The organism is Citrobacter sp. Ce006, from assembly GCF_030336535.1.
GTDB lineage: Bacteria > Pseudomonadota > Gammaproteobacteria > Enterobacterales > Enterobacteriaceae > Citrobacter > Citrobacter europaeus.
The window spans coordinates 209,062-234,682 of record NZ_JAOWDO010000054.1 but is presented as its reverse complement, the minus strand read 5'-3'; the positions used below and the strand labels follow the sequence as shown (position 1 = coordinate 234,682).

General features: G+C 50.2%; 24 protein-coding genes and 6 tRNA genes. 12 read left to right on the top strand and 18 right to left on the bottom strand.

Annotated elements, in window-relative coordinates:
• Nucleotides 1–75 precede the first annotated feature (75 nt).
• The 5 genes from crr to cysZ form a co-directional block, all read right to left on the bottom strand.
• Nucleotides 76–585, bottom strand: a complete 510-nt coding sequence (crr, locus tag OGV94_RS02710) for a PTS glucose transporter subunit IIA (protein WP_000522253.1) — start codon at nt 583–585, stop codon at nt 76–78.
• A gap of 40 nt (nt 586–625) precedes the next feature.
• Complete coding sequence (ptsI, locus tag OGV94_RS02705; protein ID WP_008785405.1) at nt 626–2,353, bottom strand: phosphoenolpyruvate-protein phosphotransferase PtsI; 1,728 nt, start codon at nt 2,351–2,353, stop codon at nt 626–628.
• A 45-nt stretch (nt 2,354–2,398) separates the two neighbouring features.
• Nucleotides 2,399–2,656, bottom strand: coding sequence for a phosphocarrier protein Hpr (gene ptsH, locus OGV94_RS02700; protein ID WP_043017126.1), 258 nt, complete (start codon nt 2,654–2,656; stop codon nt 2,399–2,401).
• Nucleotides 2,657–3,039: 383 nt separating this feature from the next.
• Nucleotides 3,040–4,011, bottom strand: coding sequence for a cysteine synthase A (cysK, locus tag OGV94_RS02695; RefSeq protein ID WP_003038091.1), 972 nt, complete (start codon nt 4,009–4,011; stop codon nt 3,040–3,042).
• A gap of 163 nt (nt 4,012–4,174) precedes the next feature.
• Nucleotides 4,175–4,936 carry a sulfate transporter CysZ gene (gene cysZ, locus OGV94_RS02690; RefSeq protein ID WP_087052468.1) on the bottom strand — a complete coding sequence of 254 codons (762 nt, stop codon included), beginning with the start codon at nt 4,934–4,936 and terminating at the stop codon, nt 4,175–4,177.
• Between the two features lie 230 nt (nt 4,937–5,166).
• Here cysZ and zipA point away from each other — a divergent pair, with 230 nt between their 5' ends.
• The 3 genes from zipA (at nt 5,167) to OGV94_RS02675 (ending at nt 8,487) form a co-directional block, all read left to right on the top strand.
• Complete coding sequence (gene zipA, locus OGV94_RS02685) at nt 5,167–6,180, top strand: cell division protein ZipA (protein WP_043017124.1); 1,014 nt, start codon at nt 5,167–5,169, stop codon at nt 6,178–6,180.
• 71 nt (nt 6,181–6,251) lie between these two features.
• On the top strand, nt 6,252–8,267 hold the full coding sequence (gene ligA / locus OGV94_RS02680; protein WP_087050901.1) for an NAD-dependent DNA ligase LigA: 2,016 nt from the start codon (nt 6,252–6,254) through the stop codon (nt 8,265–8,267).
• Between the two features lies 1 nt (nt 8,268).
• Nucleotides 8,269–8,487, top strand: a complete 219-nt coding sequence (locus OGV94_RS02675) for a DUF3820 family protein (protein ID WP_003038102.1) — start codon at nt 8,269–8,271, stop codon at nt 8,485–8,487.
• On the opposite strand, the gene OGV94_RS02670 is transcribed toward OGV94_RS02675, so the two are convergent.
• Nucleotides 8,484–9,482 (bottom strand): bile acid:sodium symporter family protein, encoded by a 999-nt coding sequence (locus tag OGV94_RS02670; protein ID WP_047409665.1) that lies wholly within the window; start codon nt 9,480–9,482, stop codon nt 8,484–8,486. The genes OGV94_RS02675 and OGV94_RS02670 overlap by 4 nt on opposite strands.
• A gap of 89 nt (nt 9,483–9,571) precedes the next feature.
• On the opposite strand from OGV94_RS02670, the gene OGV94_RS02665 reads away from it, so the two are divergent.
• Nucleotides 9,572–10,498, top strand: coding sequence for a LysR family transcriptional regulator (locus OGV94_RS02665; protein WP_043017121.1), 927 nt, complete (start codon nt 9,572–9,574; stop codon nt 10,496–10,498).
• On the opposite strand, the gene OGV94_RS02660 is transcribed toward OGV94_RS02665, so the two are convergent.
• Nucleotides 10,489–10,830: a FlxA-like family protein gene (locus OGV94_RS02660; RefSeq protein ID WP_087050899.1), complete on the bottom strand. Its 342-nt coding sequence runs from the start codon at nt 10,828–10,830 to the stop codon at nt 10,489–10,491. The two genes, OGV94_RS02665 and OGV94_RS02660, sit on opposite strands and share 10 nt — an antisense overlap.
• A gap of 291 nt (nt 10,831–11,121) precedes the next feature.
• Between OGV94_RS02660 and xapA the strand changes: the two genes are divergently transcribed.
• The 3 genes from xapA (at nt 11,122) to OGV94_RS02645 (ending at nt 14,252) form a co-directional block, all read left to right on the top strand.
• Nucleotides 11,122–11,955: a xanthosine phosphorylase gene (gene xapA / locus OGV94_RS02655; RefSeq protein WP_043017119.1), complete on the top strand. Its 834-nt coding sequence runs from the start codon at nt 11,122–11,124 to the stop codon at nt 11,953–11,955.
• Between the two features lie 57 nt (nt 11,956–12,012).
• Nucleotides 12,013–13,269 (top strand): nucleoside permease, encoded by a 1,257-nt coding sequence (locus OGV94_RS02650; protein ID WP_100194634.1) that lies wholly within the window; start codon nt 12,013–12,015, stop codon nt 13,267–13,269.
• A gap of 98 nt (nt 13,270–13,367) precedes the next feature.
• Nucleotides 13,368–14,252, top strand: a complete 885-nt coding sequence (locus OGV94_RS02645; protein ID WP_043017117.1) for a LysR family transcriptional regulator — start codon at nt 13,368–13,370, stop codon at nt 14,250–14,252.
• Between the two features lie 149 nt (nt 14,253–14,401).
• Here OGV94_RS02645 and OGV94_RS02640 read toward each other — a convergent pair.
• From OGV94_RS02640 to OGV94_RS02625, 4 genes are all read right to left on the bottom strand, one after another.
• Nucleotides 14,402–14,477 (bottom strand) — tRNA-Lys (locus tag OGV94_RS02640).
• Nucleotides 14,478–14,481: 4 nt separating this feature from the next.
• Nucleotides 14,482–14,557 (bottom strand) — tRNA-Val (locus OGV94_RS02635).
• Nucleotides 14,558–14,604: 47 nt separating this feature from the next.
• Nucleotides 14,605–14,680 (bottom strand) — tRNA-Val (locus OGV94_RS02630).
• A gap of 46 nt (nt 14,681–14,726) precedes the next feature.
• Nucleotides 14,727–14,802, bottom strand: a tRNA-Val gene (locus OGV94_RS02625).
• Nucleotides 14,803–15,060: 258 nt separating this feature from the next.
• Here OGV94_RS02625 and gltX point away from each other — a divergent pair.
• Nucleotides 15,061–16,476, top strand: a complete 1,416-nt coding sequence (gene gltX, locus OGV94_RS02620; RefSeq protein ID WP_043017116.1) for a glutamate--tRNA ligase — start codon at nt 15,061–15,063, stop codon at nt 16,474–16,476.
• Nucleotides 16,477–16,532: 56 nt separating this feature from the next.
• Here gltX and OGV94_RS02615 read toward each other — a convergent pair whose 3' ends face one another.
• Both OGV94_RS02615 and OGV94_RS02610 read right to left on the bottom strand, forming a co-directional pair.
• Entirely contained in the window at nt 16,533–16,925 is a 393-nt protein-coding gene (locus OGV94_RS02615; protein WP_213733288.1) for a MerR family transcriptional regulator, read from the bottom strand.
• Nucleotide 16,926: 1 nt separating this feature from the next.
• Nucleotides 16,927–17,289, bottom strand: coding sequence for a YfeC-like transcriptional regulator (locus tag OGV94_RS02610; protein ID WP_043017114.1), 363 nt, complete (start codon nt 17,287–17,289; stop codon nt 16,927–16,929).
• Nucleotides 17,290–17,510: 221 nt separating this feature from the next.
• Here OGV94_RS02610 and OGV94_RS02605 point away from each other — a divergent pair.
• A tRNA-Ala gene (locus tag OGV94_RS02605) sits at nt 17,511–17,586 on the top strand.
• Between the two features lie 42 nt (nt 17,587–17,628).
• A tRNA-Ala gene (locus OGV94_RS02600) sits at nt 17,629–17,704 on the top strand.
• 143 nt (nt 17,705–17,847) lie between these two features.
• Here OGV94_RS02600 and nupC read toward each other — a convergent pair.
• Nucleotides 17,848–19,050: a nucleoside permease NupC gene (gene nupC / locus OGV94_RS02595; protein ID WP_042306965.1), complete on the bottom strand. Its 1,203-nt coding sequence runs from the start codon at nt 19,048–19,050 to the stop codon at nt 17,848–17,850.
• Nucleotides 19,051–19,323: 273 nt separating this feature from the next.
• Here nupC and OGV94_RS25185 point away from each other — a divergent pair, with 273 nt between their 5' ends.
• Nucleotides 19,324–19,398: a hypothetical protein gene (locus OGV94_RS25185; RefSeq protein WP_418219455.1), complete on the top strand. Its 75-nt coding sequence runs from the start codon at nt 19,324–19,326 to the stop codon at nt 19,396–19,398.
• Nucleotides 19,395–20,633, top strand: coding sequence for an Nramp family divalent metal transporter (locus OGV94_RS02590; RefSeq protein ID WP_043017113.1), 1,239 nt, complete (start codon nt 19,395–19,397; stop codon nt 20,631–20,633). Before OGV94_RS25185 ends, OGV94_RS02590 begins: the two co-directional genes overlap by 4 nt.
• Nucleotides 20,634–20,685: 52 nt before the next feature.
• Here OGV94_RS02590 and OGV94_RS02585 read toward each other — a convergent pair whose 3' ends face one another.
• The 4 genes from OGV94_RS02585 to OGV94_RS02570 all read right to left on the bottom strand — a co-directional run bounded on the left by OGV94_RS02585 (nt 20,686) and on the right by OGV94_RS02570 (nt 25,507).
• Complete coding sequence (locus tag OGV94_RS02585; protein ID WP_087051275.1) at nt 20,686–21,678, bottom strand: ABC transporter permease; 993 nt, start codon at nt 21,676–21,678, stop codon at nt 20,686–20,688.
• Between the two features lie 14 nt (nt 21,679–21,692).
• A complete protein-coding gene (locus OGV94_RS02580; protein WP_087052470.1) occupies nt 21,693–23,219 on the bottom strand; it encodes a sugar ABC transporter ATP-binding protein in 1,527 nt (508 codons plus the stop codon).
• 73 nt (nt 23,220–23,292) lie between these two features.
• Nucleotides 23,293–24,255: a sugar ABC transporter substrate-binding protein gene (locus OGV94_RS02575; RefSeq protein WP_043017111.1), complete on the bottom strand. Its 963-nt coding sequence runs from the start codon at nt 24,253–24,255 to the stop codon at nt 23,293–23,295.
• A 43-nt stretch (nt 24,256–24,298) separates the two neighbouring features.
• Nucleotides 24,299–25,507 (bottom strand): PfkB family carbohydrate kinase, encoded by a 1,209-nt coding sequence (locus tag OGV94_RS02570; RefSeq protein WP_080626265.1) that lies wholly within the window; start codon nt 25,505–25,507, stop codon nt 24,299–24,301.
• Between the last annotated feature and the right edge of the window lie 114 nt (nt 25,508–25,621).

Here is a 25,621-nt window from a genome sequence, read left to right as displayed (position 1 = left end):
AATAAAAATCGTTATCGGGGTATATATATATAAAAGAATGGCGCCATCAGGCGCCATTCTTCTCTACAACAAGAATTACTTCTTGATGCGGATAACCGGAGTTTCACCCACCGTCACGCTACCGGACAGTTTGATCAGCTCTTTGATTTCGTCCATGTTGGAGATAACAACCGGAGTCAGGGTAGACTTGGCTTTTTCTTCCAGCAGCGGCAGATCGAATTCAATAACCGGGTCGCCCACTTTCACGCGTTGACCTTCTTCAGCGATGCGTTTAAAGCCTTCGCCTTTCAGTTCAACGGTATCAATACCGAAGTGAACAAACAGCTCAATGCCGCTGTCGGATTCGATAGAGAAAGCGTGGTTGGTTTCAAAGATTTTGCCGATGGTGCCATCAACAGGGGCGACCATTTTGTTACCGGTTGGTTTGATAGCGATGCCATCACCAACGATTTTTTCAGCAAAAACTACATCCGGCACGTCTTCGATGTTGACGATCTCGCCAGAGAGCGGAGCAACAATCTCAATAGTTCCGGTGTCTTTCTTATCATCAGAAACCAGAGATTTCAGTTTATCGAACAAACCCATGATCTTCTCCTAAGCAGTAAATTGGGCCGCATCTCGTGGATTAGCAGATTGTTTTTTCTTCAATGAACTTGTTAACCAGCGTCATTAACTCGTCCGTTGTCGGTTGAGCAAGAGCCTGCTCTGCTAACACCTTCGCATCTTCGAAGTTCGTGTTACGGATAATCTTCTTAATGCGCGGGATAGAAATGGCGCTCATAGAGAATTCGTCCAGACCCATCCCCAGCAACAGAAGTGTAGCACGTTCGTCGCCTGCAAGCTCACCACACATGCCAGTCCATTTGCCTTCCGCATGAGAAGCATCAATAACTTGCTTGATCAGCGTCAGTACAGATGGTGACATCGGTTGGTAAAGGTGTGAAATCATATCATTACCACGGTCAACTGCCAGGGTGTACTGCGTTAAATCATTGGTGCCGATACTAAAGAAATCAACTTCTTTGGCTAAATGACGCGCAATTGTTGCCGCTGCCGGTGTTTCCACCATCACGCCAATCTCAATGCTTTCGTCAAATGCTTTACCTTCGTCGCGCAGTTCCTGTTTGTAGATTTCGATCTCTTTGCGCAGTGCACGCACTTCTTCAACAGAGATGATCATTGGGAACATGATGCGCAGTTTGCCGAAAGCAGAGGCGCGCAGAATAGCGCGAACCTGGTCACGCAGGATCTCTTTACGATCCATGGCGATACGCACAGCACGCCAGCCCAGGAACGGGTTCTCTTCTTTCGGGAAGTTCATGTACGGCAGCTCTTTATCGCCGCCGATGTCCATGGTACGGACGATGACCGCCTGAGAGCCACAGGCTTCAGCGACGGCTTTATACGCAGCAAACTGTTCTTCTTCAGTTGGCAGCGATTCACGGTCCATGAACAGGAATTCGGTGCGGTACAGACCCACACCTTCAGCGCCGTTACGCTCAGCGCCTTCAACGTCACGAACGGTACCGATGTTGGCGCAAACTTCAACCTGATGTCCGTCCAGCGTGATAGCCGGCAGATCTTTCAGCTTAGCGAGTTCCGCTTTCTCGGTAGCAACCTGCTCCTGAACGGCACGCAGTTGCTCAATAACGTCGTTGGTCGGATTGACGTAAACCTGGTTGTTTACGGCATCCAGAATCAGATAGTCGTCGTTTTTCACCTGAGAGGTGACGCTACCCGTACCTACGATGGCAGGCAGTTCCAGAGAACGCGCCATGATAGAGGTATGGGAGGTACGTCCGCCCGCGTCAGTAATGAAACCCAGCACCTTGTTCAGGTTCAGCTGTGCGGTTTCTGACGGGGTCAGGTCAGCGGCTACCAGGATAACTTCGTCCTGAATCGCGCTCAGGTCGATAATTGCCAGACCCAGGATATTACGCAGCAGGCGTTTACCGATATCACGTACGTCAGCCGCACGTTCTTTCAGGTATTCATCATCCAGCTCTTCCAGGGCTGTGGCCTGACCTTCGATAACTTCATGCGCAGCTGCATCAGCCGTCATGTGCTTATCTTTAATCAGGGCTATGATTTCCTGCTCCAGCTCCTCATCTTCGAGCAGCATAATATGCCCTTCAAAGATGGCTTCTTTTTCTTCACCGAACGTTTCACCAGCTTTAGTTTTGATCGCTTCCAGTTGCGCAGATGCCTTGGCACGACCGCTCAGAAAACGTTCAACTTCCTGATCAACCTTGTCGGCAGAAATTTTTTTCCGGTCAATGACGATCTCGTCTTCTTTCAGCAGCAATGCTTTACCGAAAGCGATACCCGGGGATGCTAAAATGCCTGAAATCATAACCCTACCTTACTTGTGACTGATATTTAAAAGAACTCGTTGAACTTACTCGAGTTCAGCCATCAGTTTAACCAGATGCTCAACTGCTTTCTGCTCGTCTTCACCTTCTGCGGACAGGGTGACAACGGTACCCTGAGTCAGGCCCAGAGTCTGCAGTTTAAACAGGCTTTTGGCGCTAGCGCTTTTGCCGTTGGAAGTCACAGTAATTTCAGAAGAAAAGCCTTTTGCTTCTTTAACAAACTGAGCAGCAGGGCGAGTATGCAGACCGTTCGGAGCGGTAATGGTAACTTCTTGCTGGAACATTATATTTCCCCAACTTATAGGTTTAGTGTTGTGGAACTAAAGTCTAGCCTGGCGGCTCAACTTTAGCCTGTATTGTTAGCATCGGCGTAAACTGGACGCGACACAAAAGGAGTTCGGTGCAATCCGTTGCTGGCAACTTCTTGCCGCTGACGTTTCGTTCGTCATTAAACATTATGCCGCGAAAGGAAGAGTTGAACCAAATCATAAAATCGATTCAGCTAGCGCTTTTCCTGTAACGATTAATTTCGCGCATCAAAATAATTAGTTTGGTTAAATACCAGTTCCGGCGGGTTGAATCAATGCCAGGAGAGGTGAAACTTTGAAGCAGGCCACAAAAAAGCACCCAAAAGGGTGCTTTTTTACGCGTTTTTAACATGCTGGCATTACTGTTGCAGTTCTTTCTCTGTGAAGAGATCGGCAAACAGTGCAGTGCTCAGATAACGCTCACCCGATGACGGTAGGATAACCACAATATTCTTATTGGTAAAGGTTTCATCTTCCTGGAGCTTAAGCGCGGCAGCAACCGCTGCGCCGGAAGAGATCCCCGCCAGAATACCTTCTTCTTCCATCAGGCGACGTGCAGTAGAAATCGCTTCATCATTGGTGATGGCAACGACTTTATCGATAAGCTTCAGATCAAGGTTACCAGGAATGAAGCCTGCGCCGATGCCCTGAATTTTATGCGGGCCTGGTTTAAGTTCTTCACCCGCCAGGGCCTGGGCGATAACAGGGGAGTCGGTAGGTTCTACCGCAACGGTGATCAGGTCGGTTTTACCTTTGGTGCCTTTAATGTAACGGGTCACGCCAGTCAACGTACCGCCGGTACCTACGCCGGAAATAAAGACATCAACCTGGCCATCGGTATCTTCCCAGATTTCCGGGCCGGTGGTTTTTTCATGGATTTCCGGGTTCGCCGGATTGCTGAACTGCTGCAGCAACAAGAATTTTTCCGGATCGCTGGCGACGATTTCTTCCGCTTTCTGGATTGCGCCCTTCATGCCTTTTGCGCCTTCGGTCAGTACCAGGTTCGCGCCCAGCGCTTTTAAGAGCTTGCGGCGCTCAATGCTCATGGTTTCCGGCATGGTCAGCGTCAGTTTGTAACCGCGAGCGGCGGCGACGTAAGCCAGTGCAATACCGGTGTTACCGCTGGTCGGTTCTACCAGCTCAACGCCCGGTTTCAGCACACCACGTTTTTCGGCATCCCAAATCATATTGGCACCGATACGGCATTTGACGCTGAAGCTCGGGTTGCGTGATTCCACCTTCGCCAGAATGCGTCCGTTACCGATACGGTTCAGTCGAACCAGCGGCGTATGACCGATAGTCAGCGAGTTATCTTCAAAAATCTTACTCATGGCCTGTCCTTAACTGTATGAAATTGGGATACCGCTTCAGCATACCTGTTGAGAAAGTATGGGGAAGTAAGGAATTCGCATATCTATATGCTGATGAGAAATAATGCGTAGCAGTATGGAATAAGAGCGGGCATAAGCCAGCCCACTTTTACACATTTTTGCATTACTTCCATAACGCGTGCTTAGCACGATAGCAGTCTACCCACATCGCCGTGGCGCCACAAACCGCGACCGGCATGATGAACAGGTTGAGCACCGGAATCATGGTGAACAGACTGGTTAACGCGCCAAATTGCATATTGGTTACCTTGCGTGTGCGCAGCGCGACGCGCATCTCTTTAAAAGGCACCTTATGGTTATCAAACGGATAATCGCAGTACTGAATGGCCAGCATCCACGCGCTGAACAGGAACCACAGCACTGGGGCAACGGTCTGCCCAATGCCTGGAATAAAATAGAGGATCAGCAACACGAAGGCGCGCGGGAGATACCACGCAAGCTTTTGCCATTCGCGTTTCATAATGCGCGGAACGTCTTTCATGATGCCGAGAACGCCGGTGTCAGGCGGCGTGGCGCCCGTTAAGCGTGCTTCCAGCTGTTCCGCCAGCAGACCGTTAAACGGTGCGGCAATCCAGTTAGCAATAGTCGAGAACAGATAGCCGAATACCAACAGCACGGAGACAGTCACAATCGGCCACAGTAAATAGCTGAGCCACTGAAGCCAGTCAGGGACGTGGCTCATCAGCGCGGGGATCCAGCTATCGAGTTGTGTAAATAACCACCAGAATGCGCCGCCCATCAGCAGGATATTCACCAGTAAAGGCAGGATAACAAACCGACGAATACCCGGTTGAGTGATGAGCTTCCATCCCTGAGAAAAGTAATATAGGCCGCTGCGAGGTACAACTGCAGATGATGAAACCATGGTCAGGACATACTCCTTGTTATATAAGCTCTGGTAAACTTTGCGTATCTTACCGGGTTGTTGAGCGTTAAGCTGTTCGGAAATGTTCGAAAAAACAGCAAAAAGCACAATTTTGTTCATCTTTATGCTGTGAAAGCCAAGAGTACACTTGCACTTGGCGTAATCGACAAATACTCTTAGTGAGTAAATGTTTGCCGTGGTGGCAAGGTGTTAGAACAACAGAGAATATAATGATGCAGGATTTGCGTCTGATATTAATCATTGTTGGCGCGATCGCCATAATCGCTTTACTGGTACATGGTTTTTGGACTAGCCGTAAAGAGCGGTCTTCTATATTCCGCGATCGCCCACTGAAACGCATGAAGTCTAAACGTGAAGACGAGGATTCGTTCGACGACAACGTCGAGGAAGACGAAGGCGTGGGCGAAGTTCGCGTTCATCGTGTGAATCATGCTCCCGGTAATGCGCAGGAACATGGGGTTCCTCCTCAGTCGCCGCAACACCAGTACCAGCCGCCTTATGCGTCTGCTCAGCCGCGTCAATCCGCGCAGCAGCCTGCACAAGCGCCGGTACCGCCGCCGCATGTTCAGCAGCCGCCGCAGCCTGTACAACCGCAGCAGCCGGTGCAACATCAGCCTGTTCAGCAGCAACCTGCGCAACAGCCGATGCAGCATCAACCCGCTGCGCCGCAGGTTCAGCAACCCGTGCAGCAAGCCCCGCAACCTGCGCCGCAGACCTTCCAGCCAGCTGAGCCTGTCGTTGAACATCAACCGCAGCCTGAGCCAGTAGTAGAAGAAGCGCCTGTTGCTGAAAAACCGCAGCGTAAAGAAGCGGTCATCATTATGAACGTTGCTGCGCATCACGGTAGCGAGCTCAACGGTGAAGTGCTGCTCAACAGCATTCAGCAGGCCGGTTTCAAATTTGGTGATATGAATATTTTCCATCGCCATTTGAGCCCGGATGGCAGCGGTCCGTCGCTGTTTAGCCTTGCCAATATGGTTAACCCGGGAACGTTTGACCCAGAAATGACGGGCGACTTCAGCACTCCTGGCGTGACCATTTTTATGCAGGTTCCGTCCTACGGGGACGAGCTGCAAAACTTTAAGCTGATGCTGCAGTCCGCACAGCACATTGCCGATGAAGTGGGCGGTGTGGTGCTCGACGATCAACGTCGCATGATGACGCCGCAGAAACTGCGCGAGTATCAGGACCGCATCCGCGAAGTTAAAGAATCTCACGCCTGATTTTCCTCTGGCGTGACATCTCCTTGCTAAACCCCCGCCTGTCGGGGGTTTTTTATCATTGATGGTGCGATATGGAATCAATCGAACAACAACTGACAGAACTGCGAACCACGCTTCGCCATCATGAGTATCTCTACCATGTGATGGACGCGCCGGAAATTCCTGATGCGGAGTACGATCGCCTGCTGCGTGAACTGCGCGAGCTGGAAGCACAGCATCCGGACCTTATTACCCCCGACTCGCCAACCCAGCGCGTTGGCGCCGCTCCGTTAACGGCGTTTAGCCAGATTCGCCATGAAGTGCCAATGCTGTCGCTGGATAACGTATTTGATGAAGAGAGTTTTCTGGCCTTCAACAAGCGCGTTCAGGACAGGCTGAAGAGTACCGATAAACTGACCTGGTGCTGTGAGCTGAAGCTGGACGGGCTGGCGGTCAGTATCCTGTATGAAAACGGTGTGCTGGTTAGTGCCGCAACGCGTGGTGATGGCACCACGGGTGAGGACATTACTTCTAACGTGCGCACCATTCGCGCGATCCCGTTAAAACTGCGTGGCGATAACATTCCGACGCGTCTGGAAGTGCGCGGTGAAGTGTTCCTGCCGCAGGCCGGATTTGAAAAAATTAACGCAGAGGCCCGTCGCACGGGTAACAAAGTTTTTGCTAACCCGCGTAACGCGGCGGCCGGGTCATTGCGTCAGCTTGATCCGCGTATCACAGCGAAGCGACCGCTTACTTTCTTCTGCTATGGCGTGGGTGTGCTGGAAGGCGGCGTGCTGCCTGATACTCACCTGGGCCGCCTGCTGCAATTTAAAGAGTGGGGATTGCCGGTAAGCGACAGGGTCATGCTTTGCGACTCTCCGGAGGAAGTACTCGCTTACTATCATAAAGTTGAAGAAGACCGACCAACGCTGGGATTTGATATCGATGGCGTGGTTGTCAAAGTCAACTCTATGGCGTTGCAGGAACAACTGGGCTTTGTTGCCCGCGCACCGCGTTGGGCGGTGGCCTTTAAGTTCCCGGCGCAGGAGCAGATGACCTTTGTGCGTGATGTTGAGTTTCAGGTCGGACGTACCGGGGCGATTACGCCCGTTGCCCGCCTTGAGCCGGTCCAGGTTGCCGGGGTGCTCGTCAGTAACGCAACGCTGCACAACGCTGACGAAATCGAGCGGTTAGGTTTGCGTATCGGCGATAAAGTCGTTATCCGCCGCGCGGGTGATGTTATCCCGCAGGTGGTGAACGTCGTGCTTTCCGAACGCCCGGAAGATACTCGCGAAATTGTGTTCCCAGAGCATTGTCCGGTTTGTCACTCTGACGTTGAACGTGTCGAAGGCGAAGCGGTCACTCGCTGCACCGGTGGTTTAATCTGTGGGGCTCAGCGGAAGGAGTCGCTGAAGCACTTTGTTTCCCGCCGCGCGCTCGACGTTGACGGTATGGGCGACAAAATAATCGATCAACTGGTCGAAAAAGAGTATGTCCATACCCCAGCGGATCTCTTCACCCTGACCGCAGGTAAACTGACTGGTCTTGATCGTATGGGGCCGAAATCGGCACAAAACGTGGTGAATGCGTTGGAAAAAGCGAAGGCAACGACGTTTGCCCGTTTCCTCTACGCGCTGGGAATTCGCGAAGTCGGTGAAGCCACGGCGGCAGGTCTGGCGGCGCATTTCGGCACCCTCGAGGCGCTGGAAGCAGCCTCTATTGAAGAGCTGCAAAAAGTGCCGGATGTCGGCATTGTGGTAGCGACCCACGTATTTAATTTCTTTGCCGAAGAGAGCAACCGCGAGGTGATCGTGCAACTGCTGGCGCAGGGGATTAACTGGCCAGCGCCAGTGGTCATCAACGCTGAAGAAATCGACAGTCCCTTCGCGGGTAAAACGGTGGTGCTGACCGGGAGTCTGAGCCTGATGTCACGCGATGACGCCAAAGCGCGACTCACCGAGCTGGGCGCAAAAGTGGCGGGCAGCGTATCGAAGAAAACCGATCTGGTGATTGCCGGTGAAGCGGCGGGCTCGAAACTGGCGAAAGCGCAGGAGCTTGGGATTGCCGTGATCGATGAAGCTGAAATGATCCGCTTGCTGGGTGCCTGAGATGGAAAAAGAGCAGCTGGTTGAAATCGCCAATACCGTGATGCCCTTTGGCAAGTATAAAGGTCGTCGGCTGATTGATGTACCGGAAGAGTATCTGCTGTGGTTTGCCCGAAAGGATGAGTTCCCGCCGGGCAAGCTCGGCGAACTGATGCAAATCACGCTGCTGATTAAAACTGAGGGGCTGACGCAACTGGTGCAGCCCCTGAAACGCCCGCTTTAAGCCTTCGCGGCGCGGCTTTTCTGCTGCGCCTGTAATGCATCCGTCTGCTGCTTGTAGCGACGCGCCAGCACGGCGCACGCCATCAGCTGTATCTGGTGGAAGATCATCAACGGCAGCACCATCATCCCAATCACCGACGTCGGGAACAGAATATTTGCCATTGGGATCCCGTTCGCCAGGCTCTTTTTCGAACCGCAGAACACAATGGTGATTTCATCGGCTTTGTTGAAGCCGCATTTACGCGCAACAAAGACGTTTATACCAATCACGACGGCCAGCAGGATGATGCTGACCACCACGATAAACAGCAATGAACCCACCCCCACTTTATGCCAGATCCCGTTAACCACGGCTTCACTGAAGGCGGAGTACACCACCAGCAAAATAGAGGATTGATCCGTTTTCGCGATCCATTTTTTATGTCGTGCTACCCAGTTTCCAATCCACGGACGCGAAAGGTGACCTAGCACAAACGGCAGCAGCAGCTGCAGCATGATTTTTCCTACCTGCTCCAGACTGCCTTCTGCGCCGTGCATATTCATCACCAGCCCGACCAGAAGCGGCGAAAGAAAAATACCCAACAGGCTGGAGGCGGAAGCAGAACATACGGCGGCGGCAACGTTACCGCCTGCCAGCGACGTAAAGGCGATGGCTGACTGCACCGTGGCGGGCAAAATACACAGGTACAGGAAACCGGTGTAGAGCATTGGGTCAACGTTGACCGGCGCCCACCAGGCGAAAAGAACGCCCAGAACCGGGAAGACAACAAACGTGCTGCACATCACCCACAGATGCAAACGCCAGTGGCTACCGCCAGCAATAATGGCCTCACGAGAGAGCTTCGCCCCGTGCATAAAAAACAGCAGGGCAATGGCGGCGGTGGTTAAGCCTTCAAAGAAAGGCACAAAGCCACCCTCGGCCGGGAAAAAGGACGCCAGCAAAACAACCGTAATCAGCGTTATCGTGAACGGATCAAGGATACGAAAAAGTTTCATAAAAGCTCCTGAAATTCGGTAGTAACATTTTGCGTTTTTCCGTTTGAGAAATAAAATTGATTTATTGCATCCATATATGAATCGAATAGATGAATTACTCTCTGCGTCAGCTGCGTATCTTTGTTACCGTCGCTCAGGCCAAAAGTTTTAGCCGGGCGGGGGATATCATTGGCTTAAGCCAGTCGGCGGTCAGCCATAGCGTTAAAGAGCTTGAAGCGCAGACGGGTGTGCGCCTGTTGGACAGAACGACGCGGGAAGTGGTGCTGACGGAAGCCGGCCATCAGTTGGCGGCGCGTCTGGAACGCATTCTGGACGAACTGCACAGCACCTTGCGTGAAGCAGGCCAGGTAGGGACGCAGTTAACCGGGACGGTCAGAGTGGCTGCCAGTCAGACTATCTCGGCGCACCTTATTCCCCAGTGTATTGCCCAGAGCAATCAGCTTTATCCGGCGATCGATTTTGTGCTGCACGACCGGCCACAGCAATGGGTACTGGAAAGTATTCGCCAGGGAGAAGTCGATTTTGGCATTGTGATTGATCCCGGCGCCGTGACTGATTTGCAGTGTGAAGCCGTGCTGTCCGAACCTTTCTTGTTGCTGTGTCGGCAGGACCATCCTTTAGCCCAGCGGGAATGGGTAAACTGGCAGGATCTCTACCATGAGCGTCTGGTGCTACAGGATTATGCTTCCGGCAGTCGGCCGCTGATCGATGCGGCGCTGGCCCACTTTTCCATTGATGCCAATATTGTTCAGGAGATTGGTCACCCGGCCACGCTGTTCCCGATGGTTGAGGCGGGAATTGGTATTAGCGTACTCCCCGCGCTGGCGCTCCCTTTACCGCAGGGCAGTCATCTGCAGGTGAAGCGTCTGACACCGGTGGTTGAACGGCAACTGATGCTGGCGCGACGTAAAAATCGTTCTTTATCGACCGCGGCTCAGGCGTTATGGGACGTGGTGCGGATGCAGGCCAGTGAATTAACCGCCGGTCGTGCTAGCGATCCTTTGTATCAGATATAAATATCGACCCGATGTGGGTCGGTAGCATTGTTGACGCCGCTAGCTTTTCTTTGATCGGCGCTTTGCTTTTGCTGTGACTCCTCGGCCTGCTGGCGCAACAATTGAGCCAGCTGTGCTTGTAACATCTTGATTTGAGTCTGAATAAGCTCCTGCTGCTCGCGCTTCTGCTCAACACTGCCACTGCTATTGGGGATATCTTTGAGCTGCTGGGTTAGCTTGGTTATCTTATGGGTGATTTGTGCAATCTGTGCGGAGATATCATTCCCGGCTGATGCTTTTCCACCGCCGCTACTGCTTTGAACAGTTGGGGTGGAAACGTTGATAGTTGTCATACGGATCCCTCGTGTCATAAAACATGAGTATCGGCATCAGCGAACAGAACTTCAGCAATAATACGGCCGAGTGGAGTTTAATCATAAAAATCCCAAACCTTAATGTATCTGTTTTCCTGTGCCATTTCTGGCTCGAAAATAATGTGATTTCAGGCTGATTTAGCGCACCTCATCGATACCGATTTACTATCGGTTGTCGGGATAAACGGTATTGGTAATCGATTGCGTAGTCTCGCTATAACTGTGCTGTACGCTACGTCATTTTCGATTACTCAGTGTTAAGGACATCTTATGAGCCACTCTCTTTTCTCGCAAAACCCATGGTACAGCGCCGATATTATTCGTGGTTACAAACCGGATTTCACGCCGCGTGTAGCGTTTATCCTTGGTTCTGGTCTGGGCGCGCTGGCGGATCAAATTGAGGATGCGGTGGCCATCTCTTACGAGAAACTACCGGGTTTCCCGGTGAGTACCGTACACGGTCATGCCGGTGAACTGGTGCTGGGAAATCTGTCAGGCGTACCGGTGGCCTGTATGAAAGGACGTGGACATTTCTATGAAGGGCGGGGCATGACGGTGATGACGGATGCCATTCGTACGCTGAAGCTGCTGGGCTGTGAGCTGCTGTTTTGCACGAATGCCGCAGGTTCTTTGCGTCCCGAAGTCGGACCAGGTAGTCTCGTTGCGCTTAGCGATCACATCAATACGATGCCGGGTACGCCGATGGTAGGGCCAAACGATGAGCGTTTTGGTGAGCGATTCTTTTCACTGGCGAATGCCTATGATGCTGACTACCGCGCGGTCCTGCAAACCGTTGCCGCTGAGGAAGGGTTCCCACTGAGTGAAGGGGTTTTTGTCTCTTATCCGGGACCGAACTTTGAAACCGCGGCAGAAATCCGCATGATGCAAATTATCGGTGGTGACGTGGTGGGGATGTCGGTGGTGCCGGAAGTTATCTCTGCGCGCCACTGCGGTCTGAAAGTCGTTGCGGTGGCAGCCATCACGAATTTGGCGGAAGGTCTGGGTGATGTGAAATTATCTCACGCACAGACGCTGGCGGCAGCGGAACTGTCCCGGCAGAATTTCATCAATCTGATCTGCGGCTTCTTGCGCAAACTGGCCTGAATAATTAAAAAATGACCCCGCTTGCGGGGTCTTACTTTTTTGGCAAGGAACGGAAAAATGGGTATCGCATCTCGCTTAAAGCTCATGTCGTTTTTGCAATATTTCATCTGGGGAAGCTGGCTGGTAACCCTGGGTTCTTACATGATTAACACCCTGGATTTTACCGGTGCCAACGTCGGTATGGTTTACAGTTCGAAAGGGCTGGCGGCGATTATCATGCCGGGCATTATGGGTATCATTGCCGATAAATGGCTACGTGCCGAGCGCGCTTACATGCTCTGCCATCTGGTGTGTGCTGGCGTGTTGCTATACGCCACAACCGTTACCGATCCCCAGACAATGTTCTGGGTGATGTTGGTTAACGCGATGGCGTATATGCCGACAATAGCGTTATCGAACAGCGTTTCATACTCGTGCCTGGCGCAATCGGGTCAGGATCCGGTCATTGCGTTCCCGCCAATTCGTGTGTTCGGCACGATAGGTTTTATTGTGGCGATGTGGACGGTCAGCCTGATGGGATTGGAGTTGAGTAGCGCGCAGCTGTATATCGCGTCAGGTGCTTCATTGCTGCTGGCGTTATACGCTCTTACATTACCCAAAATTCCGGTTGCCGAGAAAAAAGAGTCCGCCACGCTTGCCAGCAAACTGGGGCTGGACGCCTTTGTCCTGTTTAAAAAACCGCAGATGGCAATCTTCTTTTTGTTTGCGATGATGCTGGGGGCGGTGCTGCAAATTACCAATGTCTTTGGTAATCCGTTCCTGCATGATTTTGCCCGTAACCCAGAATTCGCCGACAGTTTTGTGGTGAAGTACCCCTCCATTTTGCTTTCGGTTTCGCAAATGGCTGAGGTAGGCTTTATTCTCACAATCCCGTTCTTCCTCAAACGCTTTGGCATTAAGACGGTGATGCTGATGAGCATGCTGGCATGGACGCTGCGCTTTGGCTTTTTTGCCTTTGGCGATCCGTCACCGTTTGGTTTTGTGCTGCTGCTGATGTCGATGATTGTCTACGGCTGTGCGTTTGATTTCTTCAATATTTCAGGGTCGGTATTTGTTGAGCAGGAGGTTAGCTCAACTATTCGCGCCAGTGCGCAGGGGCTGTTTATGACGATGGTAAACGGCGTTGGCGCATGGGTGGGTTCAATCCTGAGCGGTATAGCGGTGGACTATTTTTCTGTTGATGGTGTTAAAGATTGGCAGACAATCTGGCTGGTCTTTGCCGCCTATGCGCTGGGCCTGGCAGTTATCTTTGCATTGTTCTTTAAATACAATCATGAGCCTGAACGACGGGTACAGAAATCACCGGCACATTAACGTCCCATTAGCGGCGGGTTCCGATACCCGTCGTTTCATTTTCTGCGAGCCAATATGGTAACTTTGCGCATTACCCTTATTTCAGGAGCGCATTATCCATGGAACGCACGCACCGCATCGATCTGAAGTTACTGCGTTATTTTCTTGCTGTTGCAGAAGAACTGCATTTTGGACGCGCTGCTGCTCGCCTGAATATGTCGCAACCGCCGCTCAGTACCCATGTTAAAGAGCTGGAACAGCAGCTCGGGACTTTGCTATTTATCCGTCATTCCCGCAGCGTAGCGTTAACCCACGCTGGAAAGATATTGATGGAAGAGTCGCGCCGACTGTTATCCAGCGCCAATCAGGCGCTGGCGAGAGTGGAGCAGATTGGTCGCGGTGAGGCAGGGCGAATTGAACTCGGGGTCATCGGTACTGCGATGTGGGGAAAAATGCGCCCGGTAATGCGGCGTTTTCTGAAAGATAATCCCAACGTGGAGGTGCTTTTTCGCGAGAACATGCCCGCGATGCAGATGACGATGCTGGAACGCCGTGAACTGGATGCGGGAATTTGGCGGATGGCTACGGAGCTTTCCCCCGGGTTTACCAGTTTGCGTTTGCATGAGTCCTCTTTTCTGGTTGCCATGCCTGAAGAACATCCTCTTACCGCCAGTGAATTCGTTCCTCTGGAGGCGTTGAGAAATGAATATTTTGTCACGATGCCCTCCATTCATACCGACTGGGCATTTTTGCAGCGCGTATGCCTGAGCGCTGGATTTTCACCGATGATTATTCGTGAGGTGAGGGAGCCGCAAACGGTGCTGGCGATGATCAGCATGGGGATTGGTATTACGTTGATTGCTGACAGTTATGCGCAGATGAGCTGGCCGGGTGTGGTATTCCGACCATTAGAGGAACGTATTCCGGCGGATTTGTATATTGTGTATGACCAACAGCAGGCGACGCCCGCGCTGGAGAAACTGGTGGCAGCATTGACGGTATGATAACTGTGCCGGATGGCGACTAACGTCTTATCCGGCCTACGCGTGCGGTATTGTCTGTAGGCCTGATAAGCGCAGCGCATCAGGCAAGCAGGTTGGAATCTTATAAATCGCAGATAGCAAAAAGGCGCCTTTAGGGCGCCTTTTTACATTGGTGGGGCGTGCAGGATTCGAACCTGCGACCAATTGATTAAAAGTCAACTGCTCTACCAACTGAGCTAACGCCCCGAAGTGGTGGGTGATGACGGGATCGAACCGCCGACCCCCTCCTTGTAAGGGAGGTGCTCTCCCAGCTGAGCTAATCACCCACTTCGGTACTTCAATTTTATCGTAAGAAATCCAGCTGGCGAGAAAGTGGTGGGTGATGACGGGATCGAACCGCCGACCCCCTCCTTGTAAGGGAGGTGCTCTCCCAGCTGAGCTAATCACCCACTTCTCAATTTCTTACTCTACACGGCGGAGACTACATAAAGTAGTTGGTGGGTGATGACGGGTTCGAACCGCCGACCCCCTCCTTGTAAGGGAGGTGCTCTCCCAGCTGAGCTAATCACCCCCGCTGTGTGGAGTCGCATTATAGGGAGAGTTGAAAATGAGTCAACGCATTTTCTAAAGAAATTGTTCGTTCGTCGTAAATTTAAACAAAACGATCGCAAAACAATCCATGCGGCATGATTTGTATACGAAAATGGCAAAGCGTGATGTTCCAACCCGATCAACATTGAGGAATCAGACCACAGTGATAGAATACGAGCCTGATAATCTTCCCTGGATTTGCCGGTTGTCGGCATCTTTATAAACGTAAGGCCATTTCATGAAAATCAAAACTCGCTTCGCGCCAAGCCCGACAGGTTACCTGCACGTCGGCGGTGCGCGTACTGCTCTTTATTCCTGGCTTTTTGCACGTAACCATGGCGGTGAGTTTGTGCTGCGTATTGAAGACACCGATCTCGAACGCTCCACGCCGGAAGCTATTGAAGCCATTATGGATGGCATGAACTGGCTGAATCTGGAATGGGATGAAGGCCCGTACTTCCAGACCAAACGTTTTGATCGCTACAACGCTGTGATTGATGAGATGCTGGAAGCAGGTACTGCATATAAATGCTACTGCTCCAAAGAGCGTCTGGACGCGCTGCGCGAAGAGCAAATGGCGAACGGTGAAAAACCGCGTTACGACGGCCGCTGCCGCCACGGCCACGAACATCACGCTGCTGATGAACCTTGCGTGGTGCGTTTTGCCAACCCGCAGGAAGGTTCCGTTATTTTTGACGACCAGATCCGTGGGCCGATCGAATTCAGCAACCAGGAGCTGGACGATCTGATCATCCGCCGTACCGACGGTTCCCCGACCTACAACTTCTGCGTTGTGGTTGACGACTGGGATATGGAAATCACTCACGTCATTCGTGGTGAAGACCATATCAACAATACTCCACGTCAGATCAACATCCTGAAAGCGCTGAATGCGCCGGTACCGGTTTACGCGCACGTGTCGATGATCAACGGCGACGATGGTAAAAAACTCTCCAAACGTCACGGTGCGGTCAGCGTTATGCAGTATCGCGACGACGGTTACCTGCCGGAAGCGCTGCTGAACTATCTGGTGCGTCTGGGCTGGTCCAGCGGCGATCAGGAAATCTTCACTCGTGAAGAGATGATCAAACTGTTCTCCCTTGGTGCAGTGAGCAAATCTGCCAGTGCGTTCAACACCGAAAAATTGCAGTGGTTGAACCATCACTACATTAATGCGCTGGCGCCGGAATATGTGGCAACGCATCTGCAATGGCACATTGAGCAGGAAAATATCGATACCCGCGTTGGTCCGCAGCTGTCAGAGCTGGTTAAACTGCTGGGCGAGCGTTGCAAAACGCTGAAAGAAATGGCGCAGAGCTGCCGCTATTTCTACGAAGACTTTGCTGAGTTCGATGCTGACGCGGCGAAGAAACACCTGCGTCCGGTAGCGCGTCAGCCGCTGGAAGTGGTTCGCGACAAGCTGGCTGCGATTAGCGAGTGGACGGCAGAAAACGTGCACCACGCGATTCAGGCAACCGCTGATGAGCTGGAAGTGGGTATGGGTAAAGTTGGGATGCCGCTGCGCGTAGCCGTTACCGGGGCAGGTCAGTCTCCGGGATTAGACGTCACGGTGCATGCGATTGGTAAATCCCGCAGCATTGAGCGTATTAATAAAGCGCTGGCATTTATTGCTGAGCGTGAAAGCCAGCAGTAAGACCGATAGACCGATGAAACAACGGCAGGAGTGCATCCTGCCGTTTTTTTTGCCTGTTATTCAGACTCATCAATATCCAACCGGGCAAGAAAATTACGAATACCTTCGCGCGAGATAAACTGCCACAACTTTTCTTGTTCCGTAGGGGACATGTTGTCCAAAAAGCTAATTATCTGGCGACAGGCGTGGCTGCGCACCACGGGGGTGTATTCTGCCAGCGATTCTTCAGCCTGATAAACCTCAGGGACTTTGCGAAAAGCCGGAATATTGAGCAGAAACGTGCGGACGCTGGAGTCGATATGAATCAGCCTTGCACGACCACCTTTAACGCCGGGAAATTTTTCGGTGGTCCAGTTTTGTTCCCTGATCCAACGATTGACGGTTTGTTTGGCAACCCCGAGACATTCCGCCAGTTCTTCGGTCGTCATTTTGCTGCGTAATTTTTTCATATTATTTATTTTCGCGGATCCCTAAGCGTTGTAATAAACCCGTAATGCCTTCACGCAGGATCAGAGACGTAAACATTTTCTGTTCTGACGGCGTCATCTCTTTGGCGAGTCTAACCAGCAGTGCCTCAATAGAAGTATCGCCGGATAACGATAAGTTATCTGATAAACCTTCGGCTGAACGCTCAGCGCTGCGAATGTATTCACGAACTTGTTCGGTGACGTGAACCAGTCGGGCTTTACCGCCCTGTACGCCAGGTTTTGGTGATGTAGCCCAACCCTCCTTGCGCACCCATTTATTGATGGTCTGTCGGCTGTATCCGGTCAGATTAGCAAGTTCTTCTGGCGTCATCCGTTCCTTGAACATAACGATTCCCTGAATAGTCGTGGGGTTAATTAGTGGCTCATTTTATAGCACCATTTTAGTAGAAACCGTGACGCGTTTAACTACTGAATGCGAGTTGTTACGCAATGTTCTTCATTTGACTGCTTTTTCAGCGATTGAATTCTTTGAGTTAATTTTGCCGTTGACACACGCGAAGGGAATTCATATGATGCCGCCCGTCAACTCGACAAGCTTTACGTTGTGGGGCTATAGCTCAGCTGGGAGAGCGCTTGCATGGCATGCAAGAGGTCAGCGGTTCGATCCCGCTTAGCTCCACCAAATTTAATCCCAATAAATTTGGTACATACGTAAAAGCATCGTGGGGCTATAGCTCAGCTGGGAGAGCGCTTGCATGGCATGCAAGAGGTCAGCGGTTCGATCCCGCTTAGCTCCACCAAAATTGAAACCCTCGCTGAAAAGCGGGGGTTTTTTGTTTCTGTATCTTGCACAGTCTGTGCCTGTATCTCTTTGGATTGCTAAATAGCAGGCATAAAAAAGCCGGGGAATCCCCGGCCTTTTCACTACGACGTTGTCTTACGCTTACAGCACCAGTGCTGCGATAGATGCAGACAGTACGCTCACCAGCGTAGAGCCATACACCAGCTTCAGACCAAAGCGGGAAACCACGTTACCTTGCTCTTCATTCAGGCCTTTAATCGCACCGGCGATAATACCGATAGAAGAGAAGTTAGCGAAGGAGACCAGGAATACAGAGATGATGCCTTCTGCGCGCGGAGAGAGCGTGGAGGCGATTTTCTGCAGGTCCATCATCGCAACGAATTCGTTGGAAACCAGCTTAGTTGCCATGATACTGCCCACCTGCAGCGCTTCGCTGGACGGCACACCCATTACCCATGCAACCGGGTAGAAGATGTAACCCAGGATGCCCTGGAAGGAGATGCTGTAGCCAAACCAACCGGTCACGGTCGCGAACAGGGCGTTCAGGGCAGCGATCAGCGCGATGAAACCAATCAGCATCGCCGCAACGATAATTGCCACTTTGAAACCCGCCAGGATGTATTCACCCAGCATTTCGAAGAAGCTCTGGCCTTCGTGCAGGTTAGACATCTGGATATTTTCTTCGCTGGCATCAACGGTGTACGGGTTGATAAGCGACAGTACGATAAAGGTGCTGAACATGTTCAGAACCAGCGCCGCAACAACGTACTTCGGCTCCAGCATGGTCATGTACGCGCCGACGATAGACATGGAAACGGTCGACATCGCCGTTGCAGCCATGGTGTACATACGGTTGCGAGACATTTTGCCGAGAATATCTTTATAGGCGATAAAGTTCTCGGACTGACCCAGGATCAGCGAGCTGACGGCGTTGAAGGATTCCAGCTTGCCCATACCGTTCACTTTGGATAACAGGAAACCAATTGCGCGGATGACAACCGGCAGAACACGGATATGCTGCAAAATACCGATCAGCGCGGAAATGAAGACGATCGGGCAAAGCACTTTCAGGAAGAAGAATGCCAGGCCTTTATCGTTCATGCTGCCGAAGACAAAGTTTGTTCCTTCATTAGCGAATCCGAGAAGTTTCTCAAACATCTCGGAGAAGCCTCTCACGAAGCCCAGACCAACATCAGAGTTCAGGAAGAACCATGCCAGTAACACTTCAATAACAAGCAACTGAATAACATAACGAATGCGGATTTTTTTACGGTCACTGCTTACCAGCAGTGCGAGTACCGCAACCACGGCAAGGGCCAGGACAAAATGAAGAACACGGTCCATATTTGCTCCAAATATGAGGCAGGTTTAGTTTTCGTGCACATTCTATGTAACAACCATAAAGAAAACGAGATCAAACACACACTATAATAAGGACCTGTGACGAGATTCAAAATTAGTGATCGGTGATACACTTCTGTTATGTTTAGTATGGAAGTGAAAAGTTATGTCATTGTGCTAATCTCATAACAATAATTAAACATTTCACCGGTTTTTCCAGAATCCTTATCGATCCATAGACAAACGCTATCAGAGAAATCAACTTCACCCATCAAAATGAATTTGATAATCATTCTCAACAGGCGTAGCTTGAAACATAGCAAAGGCTATGTTTCTGAGGCACTAAAATGACTAACGATCGCGTTGAGAGTAGCAGTGGACGGGCAGCGCGCAAGTTGAAGCTCGCATTAATGGGACCTGCGTTCATCGCGGCGATCGGCTATATCGATCCGGGTAACTTTGCCACCAATATCCAGGCCGGGGCCAGCTTTGGCTACAAACTGCTGTGGGTAGTGGTCTGGGCAAACCTGATGGCGATGCTGATCCAGGTGCTGTCGGCGAAACTGGGTATTGCCACGGGTAAAAACCTGGCGGAGCAAATTCGCGATCATTATCCTCGCCCGGTGGTGTGGTTCTACTGGGTGCAAGCCGAAATTATCGCCATGGCGACGGACCTTGCTGAATTTATAGGCGCCGCGATTGGCTTCAAGCTGATCCTCGGCGTTTCCTTATTACAAGGGGCCGTGCTCACCGGGATTGCGACGTTCTTAATTCTGATGCTGCAGCGTCGCGGGCAAAAGCCGCTGGAAAAAGTCATCGGCGGCCTGCTGCTGTTTGTGGCTGCGGCTTACATTGTGGAGCTGGTTTTTTCGCAACCGAACTTCGCGCAGCTTAGTAAGGGAATGGTGATCCCAAGCCTGCCTAATTCCGAGGCGGTGTTCCTGGCAGCCGGGGTGCTCGGCGCGACTATCATGCCGCACGTCATTTATCTGCACTCTTCCTTAACCCAACATCTGCACGGCGGAACGCGTCAACAGCGCTATGCGGCCACGAAATGGGATGTGGCTATCGCCATGACGATTGCCGGATTTGTCAATCTGGCGATGATGGCGACGGCTGCCGCAGCATTTCATTTTAGCGGGCATACCGGTATTGCCGATCTCGATCAGGCGTATCTGACCCTTGAACCGCTGTTGAGTCACGCTGCGGCGACGGTGTTTGGTTTAAGCCTGGTGGCTGCGGGGCTCTCTTCTACCGTGGTCGGTACGCTGGCGGGGCAGGTGGTGATGCAAGGATTTATCCGCTTTCACATTCCGCTATGGGTACGCCGCACCGTTACCATGATGCCATCATTTATTGTGATTTTGATGGGATTGGATCCGACCCGCATTCTGGTGATGAGCCAGGTATTGCTTAGTTTCGGTATTGCGCTGGCACTGGTGCCGCTGCTGATCTTCACCAGCAACAGTCAACTGATGGGCGATTTGGTAAATACCCGCTGGGTAAAACAACTGGGCTGGGTGATTGTTGTGTTGGTGGTGGCACTCAATATCTGGCTACTGGTGGGAACCGCGCTCGGTTTGTAGTAGGGTTTGCTTTTGCTTATGGTTACCCGGATGTACCGGGTAACCATGGCATTTATTTTTTATTCAGGTGGCTACGGTAGGTATCCAGTACCACTGCAACGATAATAACCGCTCCTGTGATAAAGCGTTTTGTGGGCTCGCTTGCCCCAACTTGCGCCAGCCCTGCAGCCAGAACGGAAATAATTAAGGCGCCAAGAAAAGTGCAGATAATTGAACCTCGTCCTCCCATCAAGCTTGTGCCACCAATCACGACAGCAGCAATAACCTGTAGCTCCATGCCAACACCACTATTCGGGTCAGCGGCCTCAAGACGTGCCACCTGAAACAGTGAAGCCAGACCGGATAATCCCCCCATAAGCGCAAATACAGCGATCTTATAAGGTCCGGGATTAATGCCTGATAATCGAACTGCTTCTTCATTGGTACCAATACCAATTAAATGGCGGCCAAATACGGTTCGGGTTAATACCAGATGCCCGACAATAATGACTACGATAGCAATAATAAAAGACGGGGAGACGCCGAAGAAAATGGGGTCGGCCAGGTAGTCATAAATCGAACCGATATAAGCCGTTCGCGAATCAGTCAACTGGTATGCTGCTCCACGAGCCATTTCCAGCACCCCGAGAGAGACGATAAATGCCGGAATACGCCAGGCTACAGTAATCAAGCCTGTTAACGCCCCTACCAGTGTTGCGAGCGCTATACCAGAGAGGGCAGCTAGCCATGGCGACCACTGGAAATTTAAATAAGTAACGCTTACTACTGCGGCGGCAAGAGCCAGTAGCGACCCCACGGAAAGGTCGATACCGGCAATAATTAATATAAATGTCATCCCCACCGACATAACGATTAAGTCAGGGATTTGATTCGCAATAGTACTAAAAGTATTCATGCTCAGGAAATGCGTACTGAGGCATGAAAAGAGCACGATCATCGCTAATAATGCTCCGAGTAGCCCGATGTAGCTACTTAACCCTGTCCATGACGTCTGGGCGTTTCCCTTCTCTGCTGCCGTTTGTTTTGTCGCTAAGTTATTCTTCATTTTTTTATCCCCGGCTATTCGGTGGAAGTCTTTTCTACGTGCTGATATGCAGAAAATGCTGCTGCTAAAATTCGATCCTGGCTCCAGTCATCCCGCGAAAATGTGTTCACTAACTTTCCATCGGAAATTACCGCAATACGATCACAAACGAGCATCAGTTCGCGAAGGTCACTTGAAACGACAACCACGCCTTTCCCCTTTGCCGTCAGCGTATTCATTAATTGGTAAATATCTTGTTTTGCGCCGACATCGATACCGCGAGTGGGTTCATCAAATAATACAACGTCGCAATCTCGTTCCAGCCAACGGCTAATCAGCACTTTTTGCTGGTTGCCACCCGATAAACTCTCCACCGCCTGTAAAGTGTTGGTCGTACGGACACCTAAACTTTTAATGTGTTTGTTCGCTAACGTCGTTTCGCTTAAAGAGTTAACAACCGACAGTTGACTTATTTTGTCGCTGTTGCCCAGCGAAATATTGGCTGCAACCGATTGAGGTAATAAAAGACCTTCACCTTTACGGTCTTCTGTGACTAACGCAATACCGTGCCGTATGGCGTCTGCAGGAGAGCGAATCGCTATAGGTTTTAATGGATCGCCAGTCTGTAATGTACCGCTGTCAATTTTATCTGCGCCAAAAATAGCGCGCAGAAGTTCGGTTCGACCAGAGCCAACCAGACCGCTAATACCTAACACTTCACCACTGTGCAACGTAAACGAAGTATCCCGAATGATTTTCCCACGCTTGAAATTTTCCACCTTCATTATGGGGCGGCCAGCCCGACGTCCACTTAAATCAAATGAACTTTCCAAATCACGTCCGACCATCAGGGAAACAATCTGATCGCTGGTAAAATGCTTGATCTCGTCTACGCAAACTAAATGACCATCTCGCAGAACAGCAATATCATCTGCAATTATGGCTAGCTCATCCAGCCGGTGAGAGATGTAAATTATTGAAACCCCGCGGGCTTTGAATAGCGCTATCTGTTTAAACAATAATTCAACTTCGCGGCTACTGAGCATGGCTGTTGGTTCATCCAGAATAAGCACCCGGCTTTCACCAATTAAGTTCCTCGCAATTTCAATCATTTGTTGATGGCCGATGCCTAATTCACCCACCAGAGTATTCGGGTCGATTGATTGTAGTCCGACCATTGCCATGACGGGGTGAGCCATTTGCTCTAACTTTTTACGATCAATCCAGCCAAATCGGTGAGGGAGTTGTTCGAGAAACAGATTCTCTGCCACCGACAGCGTAGGCAGTAAATTGAGTTCCTGCATAACCATGCGAATACCCAATTTTTCCGCATCTTTCCTGCTTGTTGGTGCGTAAGGTTGCCCCTGATAAATCATCTGTCCGGCGGTTGGGCTGGTGAGTCCCCCAATGATTTTGGATAAGGTACTTTTTCCAGCACCGTTTTCCCCCGTCAACGCTAATACTTTTCCTGGATATAATGCTAGCGTTACATCCACCAGGACAGGTTCACTATAGGTTTTACCTATTCCCTGTATTGCGAGGATCTCTTGTCCACTTTTCATATTCTGACCCTATCCGGTAAGCCGCTGTGATACCTGAGTCGTTGCAATATCACAGCGGCGTACTGTTATTAGCTTATTGTTTAACAATAAGTTTTATTGGCGTTTCAACGTTGCTGGACAACTCACTCTGCTTTTTGCCATTTTTTAGCGCGTCGAGTGCGGCATCAATGCCGAATACCGCCTGCTGGGACGCAAATTGATCGGCTGTTGCTAAGACGCGGCCATCATTCAGCATAGGTTTAATCGCTTCGATATTGTCATAGCCAACCACCATAACCTGTCCTTTTTTTCCGGCTGAACGAATCGCAGAAACGGCGCCTAATGCCATATTATCGTTATCTGCTAGCAACGCTTTGATATCGGGATATTCGCTTAACATTGCAGCGGCTACCGCATTAGCGTTGTTAATTTCCCATTGACCGGATTGAACGGAGACCACCTTCATTCCACCCTGCGCCATTGCATTCTGGAAACCCAGAGTTCGTTGCTGAGAATTGCTGGAGGTTGGAATACCTTCGATAATACCAACCTGGTCGCCCGGTTTGAGATGTTTCGCTAAATAATCACCAATATCTTTAGCACCTTTTTGGTTATCTGGACCAACAAAAGGAATGTTTAATTTTTTATCTTTGAGTACGCCATCATCAAATTTATTATCAATGTTAATAACAATTATTCCTGCATCAATCGCTTTCTTAATTACCGGCAGGAGTGCTTTTGAATCTGATGGTGCAATAATGATAGCATCGGCTTTAGAGACGATCATTTGCTCTACAATCTGGATTTGATTTGCCGTATCCGTTTCGTTCTTGATTCCGTTAGAAATCAAGTCAAATTTGTCTGCATTTTTTTTCTGATAATCCTTTGCTCCAGTCTCCATTGTCAGGAAAAACTCGTTTGCTAGCGATTTCATGACCAGCGCGACTTTAGGTTTATGCGTCTGGGTATCAGCGGCAAAAGCAGGCGCGGCGAAGGCGGCGGAAAGCGTTAATCCGACAGTTGCACCGATAACATGATAAAACAATTTATTTTTCATCTAATTATCCTATAGGTGTAGGGGGGTATGATGCTCTAAATAGTTACTGCATTCGGTGATAAACGAGCGAGTTACTGGGCATGTTTGATGCACCTTTACGTTCAACTTTCAACGAGGCAAACGCAGAAGCATACTGCGCTGCATGGATGAGTCCTTTGCCATTTGCAATACATGCAGCCAGTGCTCCGGTAAAGGCATCACCTGCTCCACTGGTATCGACGACAGCTGATTTATAGGCAGGTATATGGGTAAAAACTTTGCCATCAAAGATCAGACAACCTTCGCTACCTAACGTGATAATGACGCATTTTGCGCCTTGAACATGAATGTTTTTGGCAGCATTTTTTGCCGAATAAATATCGACAATGGTGATGCCAGACAGTGCTTCAGCTTCAATTTTATTTGGGGTAATAATATCTATTAGATGTAATATTTCTTTTATTTCTGAAACATACGGCGCTGGGTTTAACACAACGAGAGATTTTCCAAGTTTTGCCTGCATTACAGCATAACGGGTTATAGGGAAATTGTTTTCTAATTGAGTTAAAAATACCTTGCAATTGCGAATGGTATCAATATCCAACAAAATATCCTCTTGGGTAAATGTTTCATTGGCCCCAAGATCGATGCTGATCATGTTGTCTCCGGTGGCACCAGAAACCCATACGATAGCAATCCCAGTTGATGACATTTCATTTTCAAAAAAAGAAAATGATGAGATTTCAGTGTTTGTTAAATATCGCTTAGCTTTTTTGGAAAACTCATCGGCACCTAACTTTACCGTTAAGTGAACATTGTTATTGATTTTTGCCGCAGCCACGGCCTGATTTGTACCTTTTCCCCCGGCATAAAAATGGGTTGCTGATGCGCGTATTGTTTGCCCTACCTGGGGTAGTGTTGTTGTTTCAGAGACAATATCAACGTTAAACGAACCGAGGATGTAAATGCTTTCATCAATATAGTTGTTTTGTGTAGAACGGGTTGCCGCAGGCGCAATATCTTTGTCGCTTTTAAATCCATTCAATATCGTTTTTGTAAACGATTGTTCAAATAAGGATTCATCATCAGGTGTGTTTTTTAATTGTGCGCCACCATGAAATAATGAGAATAGAGTATTTTGGCATAACTCGTTTAGATCATTACGAATAGTTCGAGTTGTTACCGATAATTCCTTTGCTAATTCGCTAACATAAACTTTTTTATCAGTTACCAGCTTAACGCGAATGGCTTTATGTCGTTCTTGTTTTTTCATTAGCGCCCACCCCCAACTTTTATAGTATTAAATTTATGTTAATATTTATGGCGTAAAGCTCAAAAAAAGCACCATAAATCGGAATTTTTTTTTCCGATTTTGCGAATTAGTGAA